The organism is Thermogemmatispora argillosa, from assembly GCF_059696725.1.
Genome location: NZ_AP019377.1, coordinates 1,970,868 through 1,990,334, shown reverse-complemented (window position 1 = coordinate 1,990,334; position 19,467 = coordinate 1,970,868). Strand labels below are relative to the sequence as shown.

Here is a 19,467-nt window from a genome sequence, read left to right as displayed (position 1 = left end):
ACATAATGAACAATAGAGATACATTTTTGTACAAGTGGGCGCAGCCCGGGGAGAAAGTATGCGCGTGATTCAAGAACTGTGGGAGATGACAGAAACGGCACGCGGCTGGTTGACTGGAGGAGCTGTAGCGCTGGTACCAACGCAGGGCAGTCTCCACCCGGGGCACCTGGCTCTCATCGAGGTGGCCAGACGGGAATGCGAGATTTGCGTTGTCAGCCTCTTTGCTGATCCTCTCCAGTTCACCTCACCCGAGGAATTGGCTCGCCATGCACGTGAACGGGAGTCCCGCGAGCATAACCTGCGACTGCTAGAGCGCCTGGGAGTCGATGTAGTCTTTGCGCCGGAGCGGGAGGCCATGTATCCGCCGGATTTTGCCACCTATGTCACTCCCGCCGGTTCTCTGGCCGAATGCATCGAAGCCCGCCTCTATCCGCAGCGGTTGCGCGCCATCGCCACCACCGTCTGCAAGCTGCTGCTTCTTGTCCGTCCAGATATCGCCTATGTATTACGCAGCGAGATCTATACCGTTGCTCTCATGCGTCGCCTTGTACGCGACCTCAATATCGATGTCAGTATCTCCGTATTGCCTGAGCAGCGAGATGCCGACGGTCTGGCCTACAGCGAGGGCTATCCCCTGCTCACGCCACAAGAGCGTCTTGCCGCTCGTATCCTCTATAGTTCTTTATTAACCGGATTGGGATTGTTGCTTGCTGGCGAGCGGCGACCGGAGGCGATTCTCCAGGCGATGGAGCAAGTCATCAAAGCCGAGCCTCTGGCGACCCTTGAATATGTCGCGCTGTGCGATCCAGATTCTCTGGCAGCTCTGGCGGTACTTGAAGAGCGAGCCCTCCTCCTGGCGGCCATACGCATCGGAGGCGTTCGCCTACTAGATAGCCTGCTCTGGTCTCAAGATCCGCAGAGTCAATCGACCGCCAGCTAACGCCAGACAGGGACAAATAACGGTGCGCTAGCGGCCTGTAGTCGTTCACTGGCGGGACGGCTCAGCGCGTGGCCTCTCTCGACCTGGCCAATTCCCAGTTTTAGCCCTCCTGATCTACCAGACTTTAGCTCTCGCCGCTGTCGGCTTCCAGCTAAGCGAATGCCCAGCAAGAGAGCGGGCGGCGCTCTGGTGGCTCGGCAGCCCTTCGCCCACCGGGCCAGGTTGCAGGCCCTGGCTGGCGGCAGTCGAGCCAGTCAGCCGAGTCCAGTCGCTGTGCGGCCTCTGCTCTCCCGCTGGCTATCGCCCCGGAGAGCAGACTCCTTAGCGAGGAGCCTGGCACGGCAGAGCTGCCGATAGCTGGCGGGAGGAACTGGCTGGCTGGAATCCGGCGGACTTTGTGACCTATAATAAGGGCGCGCTACGACGCGCTATCAACAGGTTGCTAGCTAGCTCCGACTTCACAGAGTCAACGAAGGAGGCTCCTATGCCGCTTACTGCTGATCAACCCATCTTCATCGCGCTCAGGCTCTTGCTCATCGCTCTCATTGGCTATCTCTGGGGGTCATTGCCACCAGGCTACTGGATGGGCAAGATCCTGCGCGGGCGCGACTTCGATATTCGCAACTATGGCAGCCGCAAAACCGGGGCGACCAACGTCAGCCGTGTGTTGGGAATAGGGCCAGCCATCATTGTCATGATCCTCGACCTCTCCAAAGGTATTTTGCCGATGCTGCTGGCCGTTTATGTCCCGTTCTTCCATGTACTGGGGTGGGGTCCCCTGCTGGCTGGCTTAGCGGCCCTGATCGGCCATCGCCATCCTATCTTTATCGGCTTCCAGGGCGGAAGAGGTGTGCTCACCGGAGCAGGCTCCTTGCTCTTCGTTGCGCCCCCCGTTTCCTTCCTCATCTTTGGCATTGGGGCGGTCCTCACCATCAGCACTATTGCCCTTTCCCGCTATGTCTCCCTTGGCTCCCTGGTAGGCTGTGTCACAGTCATGATCTGTGGCATCGTCTTCGGCATCCTTGGCTGGCTACCTGTGCCGGCCATGATCTTCATGATTGTTGCCCCTCTGCTGGTGATTATCTTCCACTCTGACAATATCGAGCGGCTCCTTGCTGGCAAAGAGCGCAAGCTGGGACAAAAGGAGGTGATTGCCTCGCCGGGTGGGGCAGCTTCCTCGCGCTGAGCAGAGCTTGCCGCGAGCGGGGCCAGAAGCAGGCGCTTGCCTGTGCCTCTCACATAGGGTGCTGGCGCTCTAGACCACGTGTTGCCGCGAACGGAGGAGCGGCCTAGGCCTGTAGGCGCTCTTTCTTGCTGCCTTGTAGCAGGGGCAAAGCCCGTAGCACATATTCCGCTCCTGACATAATGGTCCAAAACGTGGCCAACAGCAGAGCGATGTCTGCCAGCAGGTGTAGCACACTGCTAACGTCCCAGGCCGCGGGAGAGAGTGTCAGGACGGGGGTAGGAAAGAGCGCAAGACGAGGGTCGCCGAGTCCGTGGGCCAGGAGGATACCGCCGATGGCGAGCAAGGTAATAAAGGTTTTTTGCTTTCCCCAGCGTCCCGCGGCGATCACGGTACCCTGGGCGGCAGCCATTGAACGCAGGCCCGTGACCAGGAATTCGCGGGCGACGATGATGACCACGATCCACGCTGGCACCAGCCCGATCTGCACCAGGGCGATGAGGATGCTGGAAACAAAGACCTTATCAGCAGTCAGATCGAGGAAGACGCCGAGCGATGAGACCAGATGATAGCGGCGCGCCAGATAACCATCGAGCAGATCGGTGATCGATGCCAGCACAAAGAACAGCGTAGCAACGAAAAAAGCCCAGTGCTGGTTAATCAGCACCAGGATAAAGATGAGCAAGGTGCTGGCAATCCGGCTGAGGCTCAGTAGATTGGGAATATGCTGCATAATCCAGCGGTCTCCTTACGGCGTTGGGTACTCACATTATAAGCAAAGTGCTGGCGCTTGGGTAGGGCAGAGACATGGCCGCCGCCTGCACACAGGCCGCGCGTGGCAGACTTCCTTTCCTGGCTGGCCTCACCGCCTTGGTTTGGGCACCACACTCACGCGGGCGGGCCAGGCGCCAAAAAGGAGGGCCTGGCTCCCTTCTCTGCTATCTCTTCAGACTGCCATCCCGCGCCGGCGGACAGAGACCCAAGCCGGCCAGCGCCAAGGCGCTCATCGCCTCAGTCCGCCAGACAAGTGCACAGCTTGCCAGGCCCCATGCATACAGGCTAGTGACAAAATAGGGGGCAGTAGAAAAAGGAACCAACCAACGCCGGCCCGCGTGGGGCAAACCAGCCGCCGAAGCTCATGGCAGCTAATCCCGTGGCCAGGCCAAGACTGCCAGCGCCAGAGAAACGCGTTAGCTTGCTGACCAACCGGACAAGAGCAAGCGGCAAGAAAGACCAGGAAAGAAGGAGAGGAAGAGAGAAACTCTTCCTCTCATTTCCCGGCTTCTCTCTGGTCCGCTTGCTTTAATGAGGCGAGCGGCGATCTGCTCGCTCTCCACGATCGGGGGGCCAGCCAATCGAGCTAATCACTGTCTCAGAGTGCAGCTAGGGGATCAGATTCACCTCGGCGCTCAGAGCCAGTGTGAAGCGACTCAGGAGAGCCACCGTCTCCTCAATATCCTCCAGAGAAACGATCTCTGAGCCTGTATGAAGATAGCGACAAGGGATACTGACCAGGCCAGTTGCCACCCCTTCGCGACTCACCTGCAGCAGGTCCACGTCGGTGGCCGTGCGTCCAGGAGTAGGATCGAGCTGATAGCGTAGGCCTGCCTCGCGGGCCGCCTGGACCAGCAGCTCATAGACCCGAGGACTCACATGGGCCCCAATGGTCACTATCGGACCCGCCCCGAGCCGGAGATCGCCGATTTCCTGCTTAGAAGTCTGGGGATGATCAGCAGTTGGGGCCACATCCACCGCAATCGCCAGCTCCGGCTGCACGGCATAGGCACTGGTACGTACACCGCGAGAGCCAATTTCCTCTTGCACAGCCGAGACCACGTAGAGCGCCGCCTGTAGTTGCTGGCGCTGGGTGGCCACCCGCCGCAGTGTTTCCAACACCGCGTAGAGACCGGCCTTATCATCTAAGCCGCGTGAGGTCACCAGCGATCCGCGCAGAGCTTGCAGCCGCGTCGCGCGCGTCACCACTGTACCTGGCGGAGCAAGCTCCTCAGCTTCCTTTTTACTGCTGGCCCCGATATCGATCCACAGCTGTTTCAGGGACGGCGCCTTACCACGCTCCTCAGCTTCCTGCAAATGGATTGGCTTGACCCCGATCACCCCCGGCACCGGGCCGGAGGCCGTATGGAGGAGAACCCGTTCGCCAGGCAAGGTAGCCGGATCAAATCCCCCAATCGGAGCGAAATATAGAAAGCCTTGCTCATCGATATAGCGCACTAGCAAACCCAGCTCATCGCAATGGGCTGTCAGCATGAGGCGTGGATGACCACCGGGGTTCAAAGCAGCGATCACGTTCCCATGCACATCGGTCGATACCGTATCGGCATAGCGAGCGCACTCGCGGCGCACCACCTCCTGGACAGGCTGCTCGAAGCCCGAGGGGCTGGGACGCTCAATCAGCTCTTCTAACAAAGAGAGGCGAAACTCTTCACCCATGAAAGCAAACTCCGCAGCGAGTAGAGATTATCTACTAAAATAAGTAGCAACCAGAGAGAAAGAAGCAGCACACAAGAGCCGAAATGAAAGCGCCTGGCGCTTTACAGCTACCAGGCGCCTGGACCTTTGGCAAACTGAATTGGCCGCGCGCTGAGGGCGCGGAACGAAGGCAAGAGAGCAGCGCTACGCAAGACGAACCTCCCGACCTTTCCCAGGCATCAGCGTACGAACTGCTTCAATACCTCTTCCACCTCTGGATGAGAGCGGTTCAGGCGGAGATCCTCGGCTCCGCTGGCATCGGTCTGTACCAGCAAGATCCCTCGCTGGATACAGGCATGGAGCAATTCGCGAGCTGATTCGCGTGTCAGGCGACCGCGGAAGCGGTTTTTCGGATTCAAGGGGTCGCCGATAAAGTTGGCCACGCCCATCACCGTACGCCAGGACCAGTTACGATCGATGTAATCCAGGAACTGCAGGAACTGCGGGTCCAGTACATCGATCGGCGGCTGTGGGTTCACAGCAGGCATATGAGGATTAGTACCCGGATGCACAGCAGGCATATGGCCTGTGCTACCCGACGAGACGGCAGGGACGTAGCCACTGCCAGTGTTAGTGGACGAGGCCGAGGCGATGCCTGGAACCAGAGGAACGAACTGGTTGGCGCTGCTAATCAGATCCCGGCTGACGGTTCCCGGTATCCCAACAACAATCACCGTTTTATTAAGACGTAACTTCAAGCGAGCGCAGATGCGGGTAAAATCCTTATCGCCCGTCATCAAGACAAAAGTTGAGATTGAAGGACGGTCAAAGACCGTCTCAATGATATCCATCAGCATATTCAGATCGACGGTACTCTGAACGATCGTACTCTGCACGATCGCATTGGTGCCAGGCCCGATAGCGGGCAAATGGCCGGTACCGCCGCTATGCTGCTGATGGGAATATCCCAGGGGACCAGACCCGGGGCCACCTTGATGGGGGGAGAGGGGTCCACTGGGAGGCTGGCCATGCGGATAGGGGTAGGAGAGACTCTGACGAGGCACCGGTTGATAAGCGGTATCCTCATCCCCAGAAGAGCGAACCTCCGCATCCTGGCGTGACACCTGATCCGGCTGATAACCGGACCAGCCATTCTCTTGATGAGGATGGACGGCCGGGAACGGGCCGGTATGTCCACTATGGGGGGAGCCTCCCGCGAAACCTCCCGCAGACCACTGGCGCTGATACGGACCTTCAGAAGCGTAGCCTGGCACTCCGAGCGCGCCTGTTGAGGGATTCCCTGGAGGATAGTGAATTGTCCCGATGCGGATGCGATCACGCTGCTTGGCTGGGCAGTCAACGCGGTCAATCATCGCCGCGGTCAGGCTGCCCTTGAACAGCTCCGGCTGACGCGACCAGTCCGCATAAGCGCGGGCCACCATGACAGTTCCATAACGGCGAGCAACTGCAATCAGCTCTTGCGGATCAGGCTCTCGCCGCTGGATATTCAGCATACTGTAGCGAATGTTCTCAAAGTCAATGAATAGAGCGATCTCTTCTGGCACAATCTTCTCCTCTCATGGGGAGAAACCGCGCAGACCAGGATTGCTGATTGTTCAGGTGCTCGGATTGCCTGCTATGCAATCCTACAACTATGAGCATATCATACTTTATTGGCGAAGTCGAGTGGTCTGCGCTTTACTTTTCAGAACTACTTATGGTATAGTCTCTCATTAAGATAGCTACCGGACAGCTTATCAGAAAGTGAAGAGCAAATACTAAAGCATCATTGGCATACGATCACCTCGATCTGACCGACCAACGTTGGCCGGTAATATGCTCGCCGCTCCTGGCACCTCGCTCGAAGTCGCTGGTACTGGTAGCAGCAAGCTGTCTGAACTGAGGGCTCAGACAGAGCCGATGGAAGGCCATCGGCCAGGCCAGCCAGTCGGGCGAGAGCGCCAGAGCAACAGATGCAACAACGCAAAGGCTTACGGTCTGGTCTGCTGGGGGCCAGGAACCTGGTGAGGGAGCCAACTATCCAACATGAGATAGTGGCTCAACTCAGTAGGACGCTAGTCAGTCAGAGGCTGCAGTGAACCAGGCCGGCTAACCTTCTCTTCTTGCTGCTGCATCCTGATCAATCCACGCGCACGATATCAGGTGCTGTGCAAGCCGCATTCCATTTAGCGAGCGACTTGCTGCCTCCCTCGTTGCAAGGGGAGTCAGCCAGCATAGACATCTACCAGCCCCGACGTCCTGAACTCCAGGCTATGGCTACTGCCTTGGGTCTTCCATCTGCCAGCCATTCACACCAAGGCGTATGGGAGAGCGGGAGCTGAATAGTGGACGCGAGAAGCCGAGAAGCAAACGAGATAAAAGCTCAGAAGGGCCAACTCGCTAGCCCTGCAGTGCAGTGCGGACCATCTCTTCTCCTGGCCCTTCTCAGTCTGGCGGCCTGACGGACCGCGCTAGAGCTGAGCGAGCCGACTTCTCCCAGCTCTCTCCCAGCCTTCCCTGGCTTTCCCTGGCCTTCCCAGCTCGCCATAACTCTCACTTATCCGTTCCGTGCTACCCTTTGTTGCGACCGGCGCCGCCATTTGCCTGCGAGCCGGCCCTGGCCTAGACGGATCGGATCAGCAGCCCGGGTGCTGCCTTACCCCTGACGTTCCTGGCAGGTAAGCTTATCCTGCATAAACCCGGGAGAGCTGGCAGGCCTCTGCCGAAAGCGTTGTGTTGCTCGCCAGCACTGCTAGCCAGAGAGCGCCATTGATACACAAGAACCGGGGACATCCCCCGGTTCCTCCGGATGAACACTATTCAGATGCTAGCGAGAAATACCAACCAACTCGCGATCATGTTCTGTTAAGAAGCGATGCAGCAGCCCCTCCACCTCTGCTGTTTGCGGCAGCTCCCGCCCATTCTCCTGCTCTTCTACGCGCGTCAGCAACTCGTAGAGGCTGGGGATATCGTAGCGTAGCTGGACCTGGAGCTGACCATTGCTATTATAGCCCTCGACGAAGAGGCCATCCTCCTCCTCGCGGAGAGCGATGCTTTTCACCCCGATCTGGTCCAGCACCTGGCCTACGGCGTAGAGGATACGCGCGTAGCTGAAAGTGGTCGGCATTGATCCCTCCCTAAGATAGTGGCAATATGGGAAACCTGTAGCGCACAGATTGACGGCGCTGTCACTGTATACGTCAAGACAGGTCAGAAAGTTTCTCCACTGCTCTTGGTTAGTCTATCATATCGTTGCAACGGACGTCAAGGTAGTGAGCGGAGAGGCGCCCGGCTCCCTGGCTGCCTGAGAGTAACCAATGCAAGAGAAACGCGAGGAGCTAAGGAGCCGGGCCTATTGCCCTCTGCCGCGCGATGCAATGGCCAACGGCGCTAGCGTCGACCAAGCGAGCCATTGGCGACTTCGCGTGTGGCCCAAACGCCAGTCGTATCACTGACTCCGTTCTTTGCATGATTCTGCCCGGCGCCATTATGCCCGTTAGCATTGAGGATTTCCAGAGCTTTCAGGCGCCAAAAGCGGGCGCTGGCGGGGCGTTTGAGGGCCAGGTACTGAGCCAGGGCCTCATCGGTAATCGAGGGGTTTGACTTCAGGACCTCGATGGTCATTTGGAGCTTATCGGGGTTGCCCTCACCTGGCGTAGCCAACATAGCCGGGTTGGTATTCTGCTCGCCGTTGGGACCTTCGTTGCCCACCGCTACGATCTGACCAGTGATTGGGCGAGAGAGGTCCTGAGTGCCTTCGCGCGCCATCCCGTTGGCGGCGTTGGCTGCTGGGGCCACCTCGGTCGTGCGCTCCTGATTGGCGATCGGCAGGAGGCTGGCGGGGTTCAGGCGCGAGCCGGTTGTCAGAGCGCGGCGTAGGGTCGACATGGGGAGTTGCACCTGTTTTGCAAGCTCAGAGAGCGCCGTCAGCTGTTGCTGCCGCGCCTTCTTCTCCTCTGCCTCGGCCTCGCTGATGGTCTCGGCCATCATGGTATAAACGATGCCCAGCAGCGGGAAGGCGCTGGCCATGAAGGGGAAAATGTTGGTCAGCCAGGGCGCTGCGTGCTCCGCCGCGCTCAGCATCTGCGGGCTGTGGAATTGCTTGGCGTAGGCCCAGTTCACTGCCCAAGAGAAAGCTGTACAGATAATAATAAGTAGCCAGTGCTGCCAAACAGCCTTCGGGGTCCGATAGCGTCGATAGCGCTGAAAGGCCGTCCAGGACAGCAGATAGATGGTCACATCAATGCTGATCGCTATGGCATAGCTTACACCCCACCACCAGATCCCCTCTGGACCCGATGATGGCTCAAACGATGCAAAAAAGTAAGCAACATGTGGAATAGAGGCCGCGAGAAATACGGCGAATGCTATCCAGAAAAAATATTTCATCAAAGAGACTCCCCTTCCGCAAAGGTATGGTGACCCCTCGTACTATCACGTAGCAAAGCGTACGTCAGCACAAAGAAATCCGTCAATCCTCTCTGGGAGATTCTGGCTAATCTTCATCTCTTCCCCGCATCTCAATAGCAGAGGTATTGACAAACTCCCTCCTCCTGTGCGATAGTATGCAGGCACCACGCGCCAGTGGCTGCAGCCCAGATCGGGTACAGTCAAAGTACTGGTGGTCGCCCTCCGGCGGATGCGTGAACAATCCTTCCGCTTCCGGTAACCCAGTTAGGCGGTCTCATCCCAGTACCCTCTTGACAAGCGGCGCCTGGTGTGGAATACTTAAAGACGCCGCAAGCAATGCGGCCCAGTCACACGACCCCGGCGACAGGAGGTCCGTTCGACTGGTTGTGGGCGTACCCTCTAGCAGGAGAGTGCCAGGGACGCCCAGCAGGCTGCGTATGCAGTTCCTGAAGGTGAGTTGCTTCTCCTCTACTCCGCTGCAAAAATGGTTGTGAGGGGATGTCATGCTCACTTGAACAGGTAGCGTAAAAGGACTGCTTGCGCCGCCGCTCAGTTGCTCGTTAGTGATGCACCTTGACAACTGAATCGCGTTAGTGATACTTGCTTCAATTTTGCTGAGAGCCTGAAAGCAGACAGCATGTCTGCAGGCCGAGTGCAACGCGACAGAGGTAACGACGAACGTTGTGCTTCGGTGTCATAGGATGGCGCACAAGCGAGAAGCGTACGCGGGGGATGCCTAGGCGCTGAAGGCCGAAGAAGGACGCGGCGAGCGGCGAAACGTTCAGGGGGAGCTGCTGGCAAGCGATGATCCCTGAGTCTCCGAATGGGGTAACCCCTCCGGCGTGATGGCCGGAGATCGGCGGCCACTGGGCCGACCGAGGGGCAGTGGGTGAACTGAAACATCTTAGTAGCCCGACGAAGCGAAATCAACCGAGAGGCCCTCAGTAGTGGCGAGCGAACGGGGCTCAGCCCAAACCGTTCTGGGACCGGCAACGGCTCCCCGAGCGGGGTTGGAGGGCCAGCGCGGGGCAACGCCCGGCTCAGCCGAGGCTGTACCCGAAGTGGCTGGAACGCCACACCAGAGAAGGTGAGAGTCCTGTAGGGGAAACAGCTCAAGCGGGGTTGGCGCTGGTGCCTGAGTACCACAGGGCACGAGGAACCCGGTGGGAAGCAGGGGGGACCACCCTCCAAGGCTAACTACCTTCAGCGACCGATAGCGGACGCAGTACCGTGAGGGAAAGGTGAAAAGCACCCCGAGAGGGGGATGAAAGAGGACCTGAAACCGCGTACGCGACAAGCAGTCAGAGGCCCATGCCGTGGGCGGCAGGCCGCTGGGTGAGCCAGGCGACTGGGGAGCCCAGGCAGGCGGACCACGAGCGGGCTGATGGCGTGCCTTTTGCAGAATGATCCGGCGAGTGCATCGCCGTTGCCGCAGGTTAACCTCCCGTGAGAGGAGGGGAGCCGGAGGGAAACCGAGTCTGAAGAGGGCGCCGCTTCCAGGGAACTGGGAGCAGGTAGCGGCGATGGGACCCGAAACCGTGTGAGCTACCCATGGCCAGAGTGAAGCGGATGTGACAATCCGTCGAGGCTCGCACCCACTGGTGTTGCAAAACCAGGGGAGGAGCTGTGGGTAGGGGTGAAATGCCAAGCGAACACGGAGATAGCTGGTTCTCCCCGAAATGCATGGAGGTGCAGCCCGCCGCGGCAGCGCTGGGAGGTAGAGCGCTGTGTGGGTGCGGGGCCAGGAGCTGGTTACCAAGCTCACGCAAACTGCGAATGCCCAGCGCGGCAGGCCGACAGGCCGTCAAGAGGGGCGGCGGAGTGAGTCTGGCGGGGATAACCTTGCCAGACGAGAGGGGAACAACCCAGACCACCGGCTAAGGTCTCCAAGGGGCTGCTGAGTGGGAAAGGAGGTCAGCTGGCCCAGACAGCCAGGATGTTGGCTTAGAAGCAGCCATCATTGAAAGAGTGCGTAATAGCTCACTGGTCGAGCGAGCTGGCGCCGACAACATCAGGAGGCTGAAGCAGCCGACCGAAGCCGTGGAGCCTTGTGGGTGACGTGGGCGGACCACGCGCCGCGAGGCTGGTAGGGGAGCGTTCCGCGAGCGGGGAAGCCGGACCGCAAGGACCGGTGGAGCGAGCGGAAGTGCGAATGCCGGAATGAGTAGCGCCAAGGGGGGTGAGAATCCCCCCCACCGAAAGCCTAAGGGTTCCTGGGCACCGTTGATCGACCCAGGGTGAGGCGGGCCCTAAGCCGAGGACGGTAGGTCGTAGGCGATGGAGAGCAGGTGGAGAATCCTGCCCCAGAGGGCGTCGAGAAGAGCGAAGGGGGGACGCGGTAGGGAAGGTGAACCCATCGAGTGGACAGGATGGGCTGCCTGTTGGAAGCGAGGCGCCGAGGGAAAGCCCGGCGCCAGGAGGCGTGACCGCAGGCACGAGCCTCCGAGAGGAGGCGACAAGTCACCGGCCCCCAGGCCGCCAAGAAAAGCCTCTAGCCAGACGGCCCTCTGCCCGTACCGCAAACCGACACAGGTAGGCAGGGAGGTAAACTCCCGAGGTGAACGAGTGAGCCTCTGTCAAGGAACTCGGCAACTTGGCCCCGTACCTTCGGAAGAAGGGGCGCCTTCGTAGCTGGCGCTGACCGGAGGGGCGCTCCGAGAGGGGCGCGTAGAGCAGGTCAGGGCTGGTGAGGAGGCCGCAGGAATAGGCCCAGGCGACTGTTTACCAAAAACACAGGTCCCTGCGAACGCGGAAGCGGAGATATAGGGGCTGACTCCTGCCCAGTGCCGGAAGGTGAAGCTGGCGGGTGAGCGCAGCTCGCCAGGGAAGCCCCGGTGAACGGCGGCCGTAACTCTAACGGTCCTAAGGTAGCGAAATTCCTTGTCGGGTAAGTTCCGACCCGCACGAAAGGAGGAACGACCTGGGCGCTGTCTCGACAGAGGGCTCGGCGAAATTGCAGTACCCGTGAAGATGCGGGTTGCCCACGACAGGACAAAAAGACCCCGTGGAGCTTGACTCTAGCCTGGCCTGGTGCCGAGGGCACACCTGCGGAGGATAGGTGGGAGCCGAAGAAGCCGCCCTTGCGGGGGCGGTGGAGGCGCCGGTGAAATACCACTCTGGTGTGTTGTCGGGACTCATGCGGAGCCGGTGGAGCCCGGCCGCAGACAGGGCTAGGTGGGGAGTTTGACTGGGGCGGTCGCCTCCTAAAGGGTAACGGAGGCGCCCAAAGGTTCCCTCAAGGTGGATGGACATCACCTGAAGAGTGTACAGGCAGAAGGGAGCTTGACTGCGAGGCTAACGAGCCGAGCAGGGACGAAAGTCGGGCTGAGTGATCCCACATGTCCGAGTGGAAGGCGTGTGGCGCAACGGACAAAAGCTACCCCGGGGATAACAGGCTGATCCTGCCCAAGAGTTCCCATCGACGGCAGGGTTTGGCACCTCGATGTCGGCTCGGCGCATCCTGGGGCTGGAGTAGGTCCCAAGGGTTGGGCTGTTCGCCCATGAAAGCGCCACGTGAGCTGGGTTCAGAACGTCGTGAGACAGTTCGGTCTCTATCCGTCGTGGGCGAGAGGAAGCGTGAGGGGAGTCCGCTCTAGTACGAGAGGACCGAGAGGGCTTGACCGCTGGTGAGCCGGTTGGCCTGCCCAGGCCAGAGCCGGGTAGCTACGTCAGGCGAGGAGAAGCGCTGAAAGCATCTAAGCGCGAAGCCGACCCCAAGAGGCGCTTCCCGCTCCAGGCGGTAGCCGCCGCCGGAGATAAGGTCCCAGGCAGACGACCTGGTCGATAGACCGGAGGTGGACACCTGGTAACAGGTGCAGCTGACCGGCCCTAATGACCGAACGGCTTGTGCCTCCCTATGCACTTCATGACACTGCGTTCGTCGTCCTGTGTGTTGCTACTCGCGTGTAGTGGCTGTCTGCTCTCTCGGCAAAATTGAGGCAAGTGTCTCGCGATCAGTTGTCTCTCATCCCTCAGCTAGTCCATGAGAAAAGGCGTTGCCAACGCCTTTTTTTATTGCCTCTGAGCGCGATATCCGGCGCTATCTTAGCTGTGATCCCCGAGCATGTTCAGAGCGTAAAGGATTTCTTGCCGGACCTCGGGATCTTCTTCTTGATCACGCCTGGCTAGCAGGGCCTGACGCGCCTCTTCCCCTCCGAGACGCCCCAAAGCCCAGGCCGCATGCCCGCGGACAAGGGCCTCGGAGTCGTTGAGCGCCTGAATCAAGGCTGGCACAGCGCGCCGGTCTCCAAGATTTCCCAATGCTACGCAAACATTACGTAACAGGCCACGTCGTTTAGCGCGCCAGATAGGTGTATGGCGAAAGCGTGCACGAAACTCCTCCTCGCTTAACGAGAGCAGGGGGATCAGTTCGGGGGCGCCTCCGATCTGGGGCCGTGGGCGAAACTCATCGCGTTTCCTCAACCAGATGCGCGGTCGCTGTTTCTGGCCATCCGCTTCTCTGCCTGCTAATGTATCCGCTGCTGGCTCCTGCGTTCGGTCCGCCTGCCGCAGACCAAGTCGCTTCTCGACTACCTGATTGACAGGGCAAACCTCCTGACAGATATCGCAGCCGAAAATCAGATTACCCATCAGAGGGCGCAGCTCAAGCGGGATGCTGCCGCGCAGCTCAATGGTCAGATAAGAGATGCAGCGCCGGTTATCTAACACATAAGGAGCAGGTAAGGCTCCCGTCGGACAGGCGTGCAGGCAACGCTCACATTTGCCGCAATTGGCCTGCAGAGGCTCATCTGCTGGAAGCGGCAAATTGGTGACAATCTCGGCAAGAAAGACCCACGAGCCCCAACCGCGGGTCAGAATTGTCGTATTTTTGCCATACCAGCCAATGCCTGCCCGCTGGGCCACGGCACGGTCAACCATGCGCCCGGTGTCGACGAAAAGCCGCGCTTCTAGCTCTTGACCGGCCTCGCGTCGCGCATACTCTCGCAGCCATTCGGCAAATTGCTTCAACTTAGGCTTGATCACCTCGTGGTAGTCCTCACCCCAGGCGTAACGCGAGATACGTCCACGGGGCAGATCATCCTGCGGCTCTTCGGGCGGCTCGCTCAGGTAGCACATGGCCAGGGCAATGATTGAGCGTGCCTCCGGCAGGAGGGCATCGGGATGGCAGGAAACTTCTGCCCGCTCGCTGGTGAACCAGGGTAGACCATCCATGAGGCCCGCGGCGATGCGCTCCTTAATGACTCGCTCGGTCTCAGGGAACGCTTCTGCTCCTGTAATGCGAACGAGATCGAAGCCTAGTTCATAGCCATATGCTTTGATCGGGGCAGCATCTAACAGCATGTCCATCACACGGTCTCAGTTGGTGATGTCTCTCTTCTGATTCAGCCAGCCTGCAATACTCAGGAGAAGCACAATATAGGCCAGCAACACCGCTATGGCTCCCAGGTCGGGAAGCCGCGAAGAGCTGCTGCTGCCAAAGATATAATACCCCTGATGGGCCATCAGAGTGGCCAGGTTGTTGCCGATCAGGTAGTCTGGTATCGCCCGCAGAAAGGCGCTGACTGGTCCCTGCACAAGCTCGCTGCTTAGCTGGCAGATTTGTCCAACGATAGGCTCTAGCAGGTACCAAACGATGCCGCCGCCAATACCCGCGGCACTGGAGCGCCCCAGAGTGCCGAAGAACAAGGCGATGACGCCAAAGATAAACCAATTCAGCATTGCCAGGAGCAAAAAGAGGCCTGTGTGAAGCAGCCAGCTCGCTGTAAGAAAAGGACTGGCCTCGGGCGTCTGTCGCAGTAGACTGAGCAGGTAGCCGGCGATCAGGCCGCTGAGGGCCATGCTGCTAATGCCCAGTATGCAGCAGATCAATATAGCTGCTACCTTGGCCAAGAGAAATTGGGTACGGGTTGGGCCGCGGGTGAACAGCAGGCGAATGGTGCCCTGGGTGTACTCGCCTCCGGCGGCGCTACCTGCAAGAATGATAATGACAATGGTAAAAGGGGTAAGGGCCGTCTGTACGGCGATGTGAAGAGAGGTAGGAGGGAGGAGCAGCCGAGCCACCTCGCCGGTGTTGTCTCCCATCGAGAAGAGGAAAAGGGCAAAAAAGACTAGTAAAATCGTCAGCAGGGTCACTACGGCTAAAACACGCGTCAAAGGGCGAAGACGGAGCTTGTAAAGCTCCATTGCGACCAGACGCAGCAACACGCTCAGGTAGTCACGCCGGCCCAGAAGAATGGAGGTGCTGGTGCGCTGATTGGGTAGGGACTGTCTATCGCTGGCCCGGATTGGTGGACTGGTGTCGACTGGTGGATGCATAGGCTCTGCTCCTTATCGCTTGCTTACTGGCGCCTTCCTTCGCCCAAGGTTGTCTTGCCCAGGGATGCCGGCGCTGAAAAGCCGCTGACGGCTGAGGCTCCTGGGAGCTGAGCCGTGGCCGTGAGTTCAAGAAAGGCCTCTTCCAGGCTCCCTTGATAAGGGTGTAGCTCTGCTGCAAAGAGATCGTGGCGGGCCAGGAGAGCATTGATCTCTGCCGAGCGCACCGCCGGGGCCTCGACGCGAAGCACCGTCGGGTCCTGTTCTCTGGCGGCTCCTGCCCGAGCCGGTTGCTCGTTGGCTCCGTCTCTCAGGCCGACGATGGACCTGATCCAGGTGGCCCCTCGCTCACGCGCTTCTTGGAGCACCTGGAGGGCGGCGTCTGCCTCTTGGGCACTGTTCATACGGATCAGAATATACTCACTCTGACGCAGGAGATCGGCTACATCGCCCTGCTTGATGAGGTTGCCCCGATGCAGAATGGCTACGCGGTTACAGACCTGCTGAACTTCGTGTAAAATGTGGCTGGAAAGAAAGATGGTCTTTCCTTGTTGGGCAAGGTGGGTAATCAGCCGGCGGATTTCAAGCATGCCCACGGGGTCAAGCCCGTTGGTCGGTTCATCCAGAAGAATGAGTTCGGGATCAGTCAGTAGGGCGGCTGCGATGCCAAGCCGCTGCTTCATGCCCAGCGAGTATTTGTGATAGGCCAGGCCGGCATAGGCGCGCAGTTCGACAAGCTCAAGAACCTCCTCGATGCGCTTATCATTGAGAGGATGACGCGCCATATCTGAAGCCGCTGCAACGACGCGCAGATTGTCTCGCCCTGAGAGGTAAGGATAAAAGACGGGCATTTCGACAACGGCCCCAATACGTCGCAAGATGGCCGGGAGCTGATATTGAATATCCATACCAAAGATGAAGGCGTGCCCCGCTGTGGGACGGATCAATCCCAGCAGCATACGGATGGTGGTGGTCTTGCCCGAGCCGTTAGGGCCAAGGAAGCCGAAGACGTCGCCTCGCATCACGCGCAGATTCAGGTCATTGACTGCCACGAGGTTGCCAAAGGCTTTCGTGAGCCTACTGGTGCTGATGATGGTATCGTCTTCTCCTGGGAGAATGATATTGTTCACGCTTTGCTCCTTGAGACGTACTCATCTATGCTGCCAGTGGTGCTTGGAGTGCTGGACGCTCCGGCCTGCGGCGCGATCGCCGGGAGTGAAAAGCAGCGATCGGCCTCATAATGGGGCCAGTCCCTTGCTGCCTCTGTTTTCCTCCCTTTGCTTCTGTGGCGCTCGTGCTGTCTCTTTAGTATGCCCTCTTTGTCCAGTACTGGCAAGTAGCCTAAGTGGGCCTGTTCCTGCTGTCAGCGCTAGCGGGAGCAGTAGCGCGGTCTCCTGCCGATTCCCAGGCCGACTGATTGCCTGGCCGAGCGCTTAGCGGTGCAGGGAGGGGAAGGCCCATCGGCTCAGTGAAAGTGGGAGGCGAGTAAGGAAGGAAGGAAGAAAGAAAGGAAAAGACGCGCGCATGTGGTCTGTTCATCCTGATGGTGAGAGGCTGCCGGGGCCACACGTCAATTACAATGGTCATATGAGTCTCGGTCACGGTGGCTCACAAGGGACATTCTTGCGGGCAGCGACAGAGCCGGGCTGGTCGTCACCCGCAGCGCCGACTAACCCAGGGCGGAGACGTGCGGGTCGGCGGCTACTCTGGGCCAGTCTGGCCGTGGGGTTGTTGCTGGCTTTGCTGGTAGGAAGTGCCGTCTACTATCTCTATGGGCTGCGCTCAACCCCTGAGAAGACATTGTCGGCCTTCTGCTCGGCTCTCAGCCGCCATGATTCTCGCGCGGCCTATCAGTATCTGGACCCTGCTCTGCAGCGTCAGACTCCTTTTCTGGTCTTTGCTGGCTTGCTAGAGAAAACCGAGCACTGTGGCTATGGGACCTTGGGCACTCAGGGCCCGGTGGCGACGGCAAAGCTGCAGCTCACCGTCGCTGGTCAGGTGCAGACATGGCAGGTTAAGCTGAGCGAGCAGGACGGAATCTGGCTGATCGCTGAAGACGCGGCCCTTACTGCTTTGCCGCGCTCCCTCTCCTCATTTTGCACAATGCTCCGGACCGGTCAGGCAGAGGCCGCTTATGGCAGCTTGACCCCGCTTTTGCAGAGCCATGTAGCGCGTGGAGTTTTTCGCTTGCTTGTGGATGGGATCACGGCCTGTTCGGCGCAGCTTGTAGCGGTGGATTCCACGCAAGCCAAGGCCCTGGTGGTGGTAAGCTACCGCAATGAGGCTCAGCCCGAGCAGAACACGGCCCTGCTGGTACCGGCTGGCGGGCGCTGGTTGATCGATGCCCTTTCGTCGCTCTCGACGCCAACGCGCTCCCTGCTGAGCTTCTGTCGGGCGCTCCAGGAGGGCGACTATGCTGCTGCCTATGCACTGCTCAGCCTTGATTTCCAGGCCCACTTTGGGGGGCAGCGTCAGTTTGTCGCTGTGGTTGATCCGGTCATCAAGAGCAATGGGGGGATCAAAAGCTGCGCGGCGGGAGCTGTTCAGCAAAAAGGTGAGCGCTTCGTAGTCAATGGCGTGATTACCTATGCCAATGGTAAGGTGGAGACAGACCGCGATGAGTTGGTGCTAGAGGCCGATATCTGGCGCCTCGCCTCTATTGCATAAGAATTGGTGTGGGGTAGCGAGGAGGCGTATCAGCTAGCCTGCTCAGCTTGGAAAAAAGGGTGCTTGTCGCGTTCTTTTGAAAGGGATAGCTGCAGTTGGAGAGGAAGGACGCCGCAAGTAGGGCCAGATTGCCATCTTCTTCGGGGTATGGTGCAAGCTCTCTGCCAGAGCACTTTCGTTCCTTTCATGCATTCTTGGCTTGGCATGCAGAAATAGATTCTTACGTCTCTTCCTGAGCGAATAAAAGCGGCGGAGAAGGGACCGCTTCTTGCCCGCGGGGGCCACTGGCCGGGCTGGCTGACTGACTAACTGGCTAGCCAGGGAATGGATATGCCGCCGAAGCCGCATGGGTTCTGCTTGCGTAGTAAGCAGTGTAAGCACGACAAGGAAAGCCTTCGCTGCGCTGCGGGGAAGAGGGGTCTGGTAGAGTGGCTACTTCAGGCAAGAAGAAGGTGGAGACCCTAAGTGAAGAAAAAGGAGTTCTCTTGTGGAAGCAAGCTTGAATGGTCCCCGGGGACGTATCCCTTTGGGACCGGGTGTGACGACCATCGGACGTGCTCCTGACAATCAGATTCGTTTGGATGATCAGCAAGTTTCGTCACATCATGCTGAATTTCGCGCTGAGGATGGTGGCTATAGCCTGGTTGATCGGGGCAGTACCAATGGTACTTTTGTGAACGATGAGCGTTTGACCAGTCAGGTTCCCAGGCGCCTCAGACCGGGTGATCGCATCCGCTTTGGCGAAACTGTCTTTACCTATGAGGTAAGCGGGAGTGGAGCTGAGGAAGAGCGGACGGTAGTAGCTGGTCCACCCGAACCGTTTCAGTCGCCTGCTGCTGGGCCTTCCTATCCTCAGTCGCCCTATCAGGGCTTTGCTGCCAGTGCAGCGGCGGCGCCTGCTCAGGGGCCGGCAGTGGGCCAGCCCTATGGGGCCCCGTCGTACCAGCCATACCAGGGGTATGGTCAGCCGCCTATAAATCAGCCAGGCTACCCGGGGCAGCCGGGGCCTTTTGGTCCCTCAATGCCGGCGGGGCCGTCGTTCCCGTCGCAGGTGGCAGGCTATCCCCAGTTGCCGCCACAGCCGCAGCCTCAGCCGCGACGCGGGGGGAGAGCAGGCTGTCTAATAGGCAGCCTGGTGGCGCTCGTGCTATTGGTGCTTGTTCTAGTAGTAGTGCTCTTTAATCCATTCAATTTCCCTGGTCCTCTAGGGCTGCTCTCTTCCTCACCTCAGAAAACAGTCGACGCCTTCTGCAATGCTCTCAAGAATGGAGACTACCATACGGCCTATAGCCAGCTTTCGTCAACGCTGCAGGCTAATGAGAGCGAGCAGCAGTTTACACGCGCCTTTCAGGCCGCGACGGCCCTCTTGGGACCAGTGACGACCTGTGCTGCCACTGATTTTCAGCAAAATGGCGACCATGCAACCGCTCAACTGTCGCTGGGCTTCCAGCGGAGTTCACGCCTGGTGACGGGTACACTGAACTTTGTGCGTCAAGATGGGACCTGGAAAATTGATGAGGCGCCGCAGACACAGAGTCAGCTGCAGAACACATAGGAGAGTAGT

12 protein-coding genes and 1 rRNA gene are annotated in these 19,467 nt (G+C 59.2%); 5 read left to right on the top strand and 8 right to left on the bottom strand.

Features of this window, described 5'->3' with window-relative positions; genetic code table 11:
* Positions 1–58 precede the first annotated feature (58 nt).
* Positions 59–940 carry a 4-phosphopantoate--beta-alanine ligase gene (locus tag AC6H1L_RS07715; protein ID WP_497600947.1) on the top strand — a complete coding sequence of 294 codons (882 nt, stop codon included), beginning with the start codon at positions 59–61 and terminating at the stop codon, positions 938–940.
* A gap of 484 nt (positions 941–1,424) precedes the next feature.
* Positions 1,425–2,126: a glycerol-3-phosphate 1-O-acyltransferase PlsY gene (plsY, locus tag AC6H1L_RS07710; RefSeq protein ID WP_497600946.1), complete on the top strand. Its 702-nt coding sequence runs from the start codon at positions 1,425–1,427 to the stop codon at positions 2,124–2,126.
* A gap of 103 nt (positions 2,127–2,229) precedes the next feature.
* On the opposite strand, the gene pgsA is transcribed toward plsY, so the two are convergent.
* The 5 genes from pgsA to AC6H1L_RS07685 form a co-directional block, all read right to left on the bottom strand.
* Positions 2,230–2,856 (bottom strand): CDP-diacylglycerol--glycerol-3-phosphate 3-phosphatidyltransferase, encoded by a 627-nt coding sequence (gene pgsA, locus AC6H1L_RS07705; protein ID WP_497600945.1) that lies wholly within the window; start codon positions 2,854–2,856, stop codon positions 2,230–2,232.
* Positions 2,857–3,506: 650 nt separating this feature from the next.
* Complete coding sequence (locus tag AC6H1L_RS07700; RefSeq protein WP_497600944.1) at positions 3,507–4,574, bottom strand: M42 family metallopeptidase; 1,068 nt, start codon at positions 4,572–4,574, stop codon at positions 3,507–3,509.
* A gap of 218 nt (positions 4,575–4,792) precedes the next feature.
* A complete protein-coding gene (locus AC6H1L_RS07695) occupies positions 4,793–6,118 on the bottom strand; it encodes an NYN domain-containing protein (RefSeq protein WP_497600943.1) in 1,326 nt (441 codons plus the stop codon).
* Positions 6,119–7,380: 1,262 nt separating this feature from the next.
* On the bottom strand, positions 7,381–7,680 hold the full coding sequence (locus tag AC6H1L_RS07690) for a hypothetical protein (RefSeq protein WP_497600942.1): 300 nt from the start codon (positions 7,678–7,680) through the stop codon (positions 7,381–7,383).
* 263 nt (positions 7,681–7,943) lie between these two features.
* A complete protein-coding gene (locus AC6H1L_RS07685; RefSeq protein WP_497600941.1) occupies positions 7,944–8,942 on the bottom strand; it encodes a hypothetical protein in 999 nt (332 codons plus the stop codon).
* Positions 8,943–9,669: 727 nt separating this feature from the next.
* Here AC6H1L_RS07685 and AC6H1L_RS07680 point away from each other — a divergent pair.
* Positions 9,670–12,815 (top strand): 23S ribosomal RNA (locus tag AC6H1L_RS07680).
* 192 nt (positions 12,816–13,007) lie between these two features.
* On the opposite strand, the gene queG is transcribed toward AC6H1L_RS07680, so the two are convergent.
* The 3 genes from queG to AC6H1L_RS07665 are packed head-to-tail and all read right to left on the bottom strand — an operon-like array spanning position 13,008 to position 16,366.
* Entirely contained in the window at positions 13,008–14,264 is a 1,257-nt protein-coding gene (gene queG / locus AC6H1L_RS07675; protein WP_497600940.1) for a tRNA epoxyqueuosine(34) reductase QueG, read from the bottom strand.
* Between the two features lie 15 nt (positions 14,265–14,279).
* A complete protein-coding gene (locus AC6H1L_RS07670; protein WP_497600939.1) occupies positions 14,280–15,239 on the bottom strand; it encodes an ABC transporter permease in 960 nt (319 codons plus the stop codon).
* A gap of 23 nt (positions 15,240–15,262) precedes the next feature.
* The gene (locus AC6H1L_RS07665) at positions 15,263–16,366 is read right to left on the bottom strand and encodes an ABC transporter ATP-binding protein (RefSeq protein WP_497600938.1); all 1,104 of its coding nucleotides are present in this window, start codon (positions 16,364–16,366) and stop codon (positions 15,263–15,265) included.
* 394 nt (positions 16,367–16,760) lie between these two features.
* On the opposite strand from AC6H1L_RS07665, the gene AC6H1L_RS07660 reads away from it, so the two are divergent.
* Both AC6H1L_RS07660 and AC6H1L_RS07655 read left to right on the top strand, forming a co-directional pair.
* Entirely contained in the window at positions 16,761–17,903 is a 1,143-nt protein-coding gene (locus AC6H1L_RS07660) for a nuclear transport factor 2 family protein (RefSeq protein ID WP_497600937.1), read from the top strand.
* 487 nt (positions 17,904–18,390) lie between these two features.
* On the top strand, positions 18,391–19,458 hold the full coding sequence (locus tag AC6H1L_RS07655) for an Rv0361 family membrane protein (RefSeq protein ID WP_497600936.1): 1,068 nt from the start codon (positions 18,391–18,393) through the stop codon (positions 19,456–19,458).
* Positions 19,459–19,467: the final 9 nt, after the last annotated feature.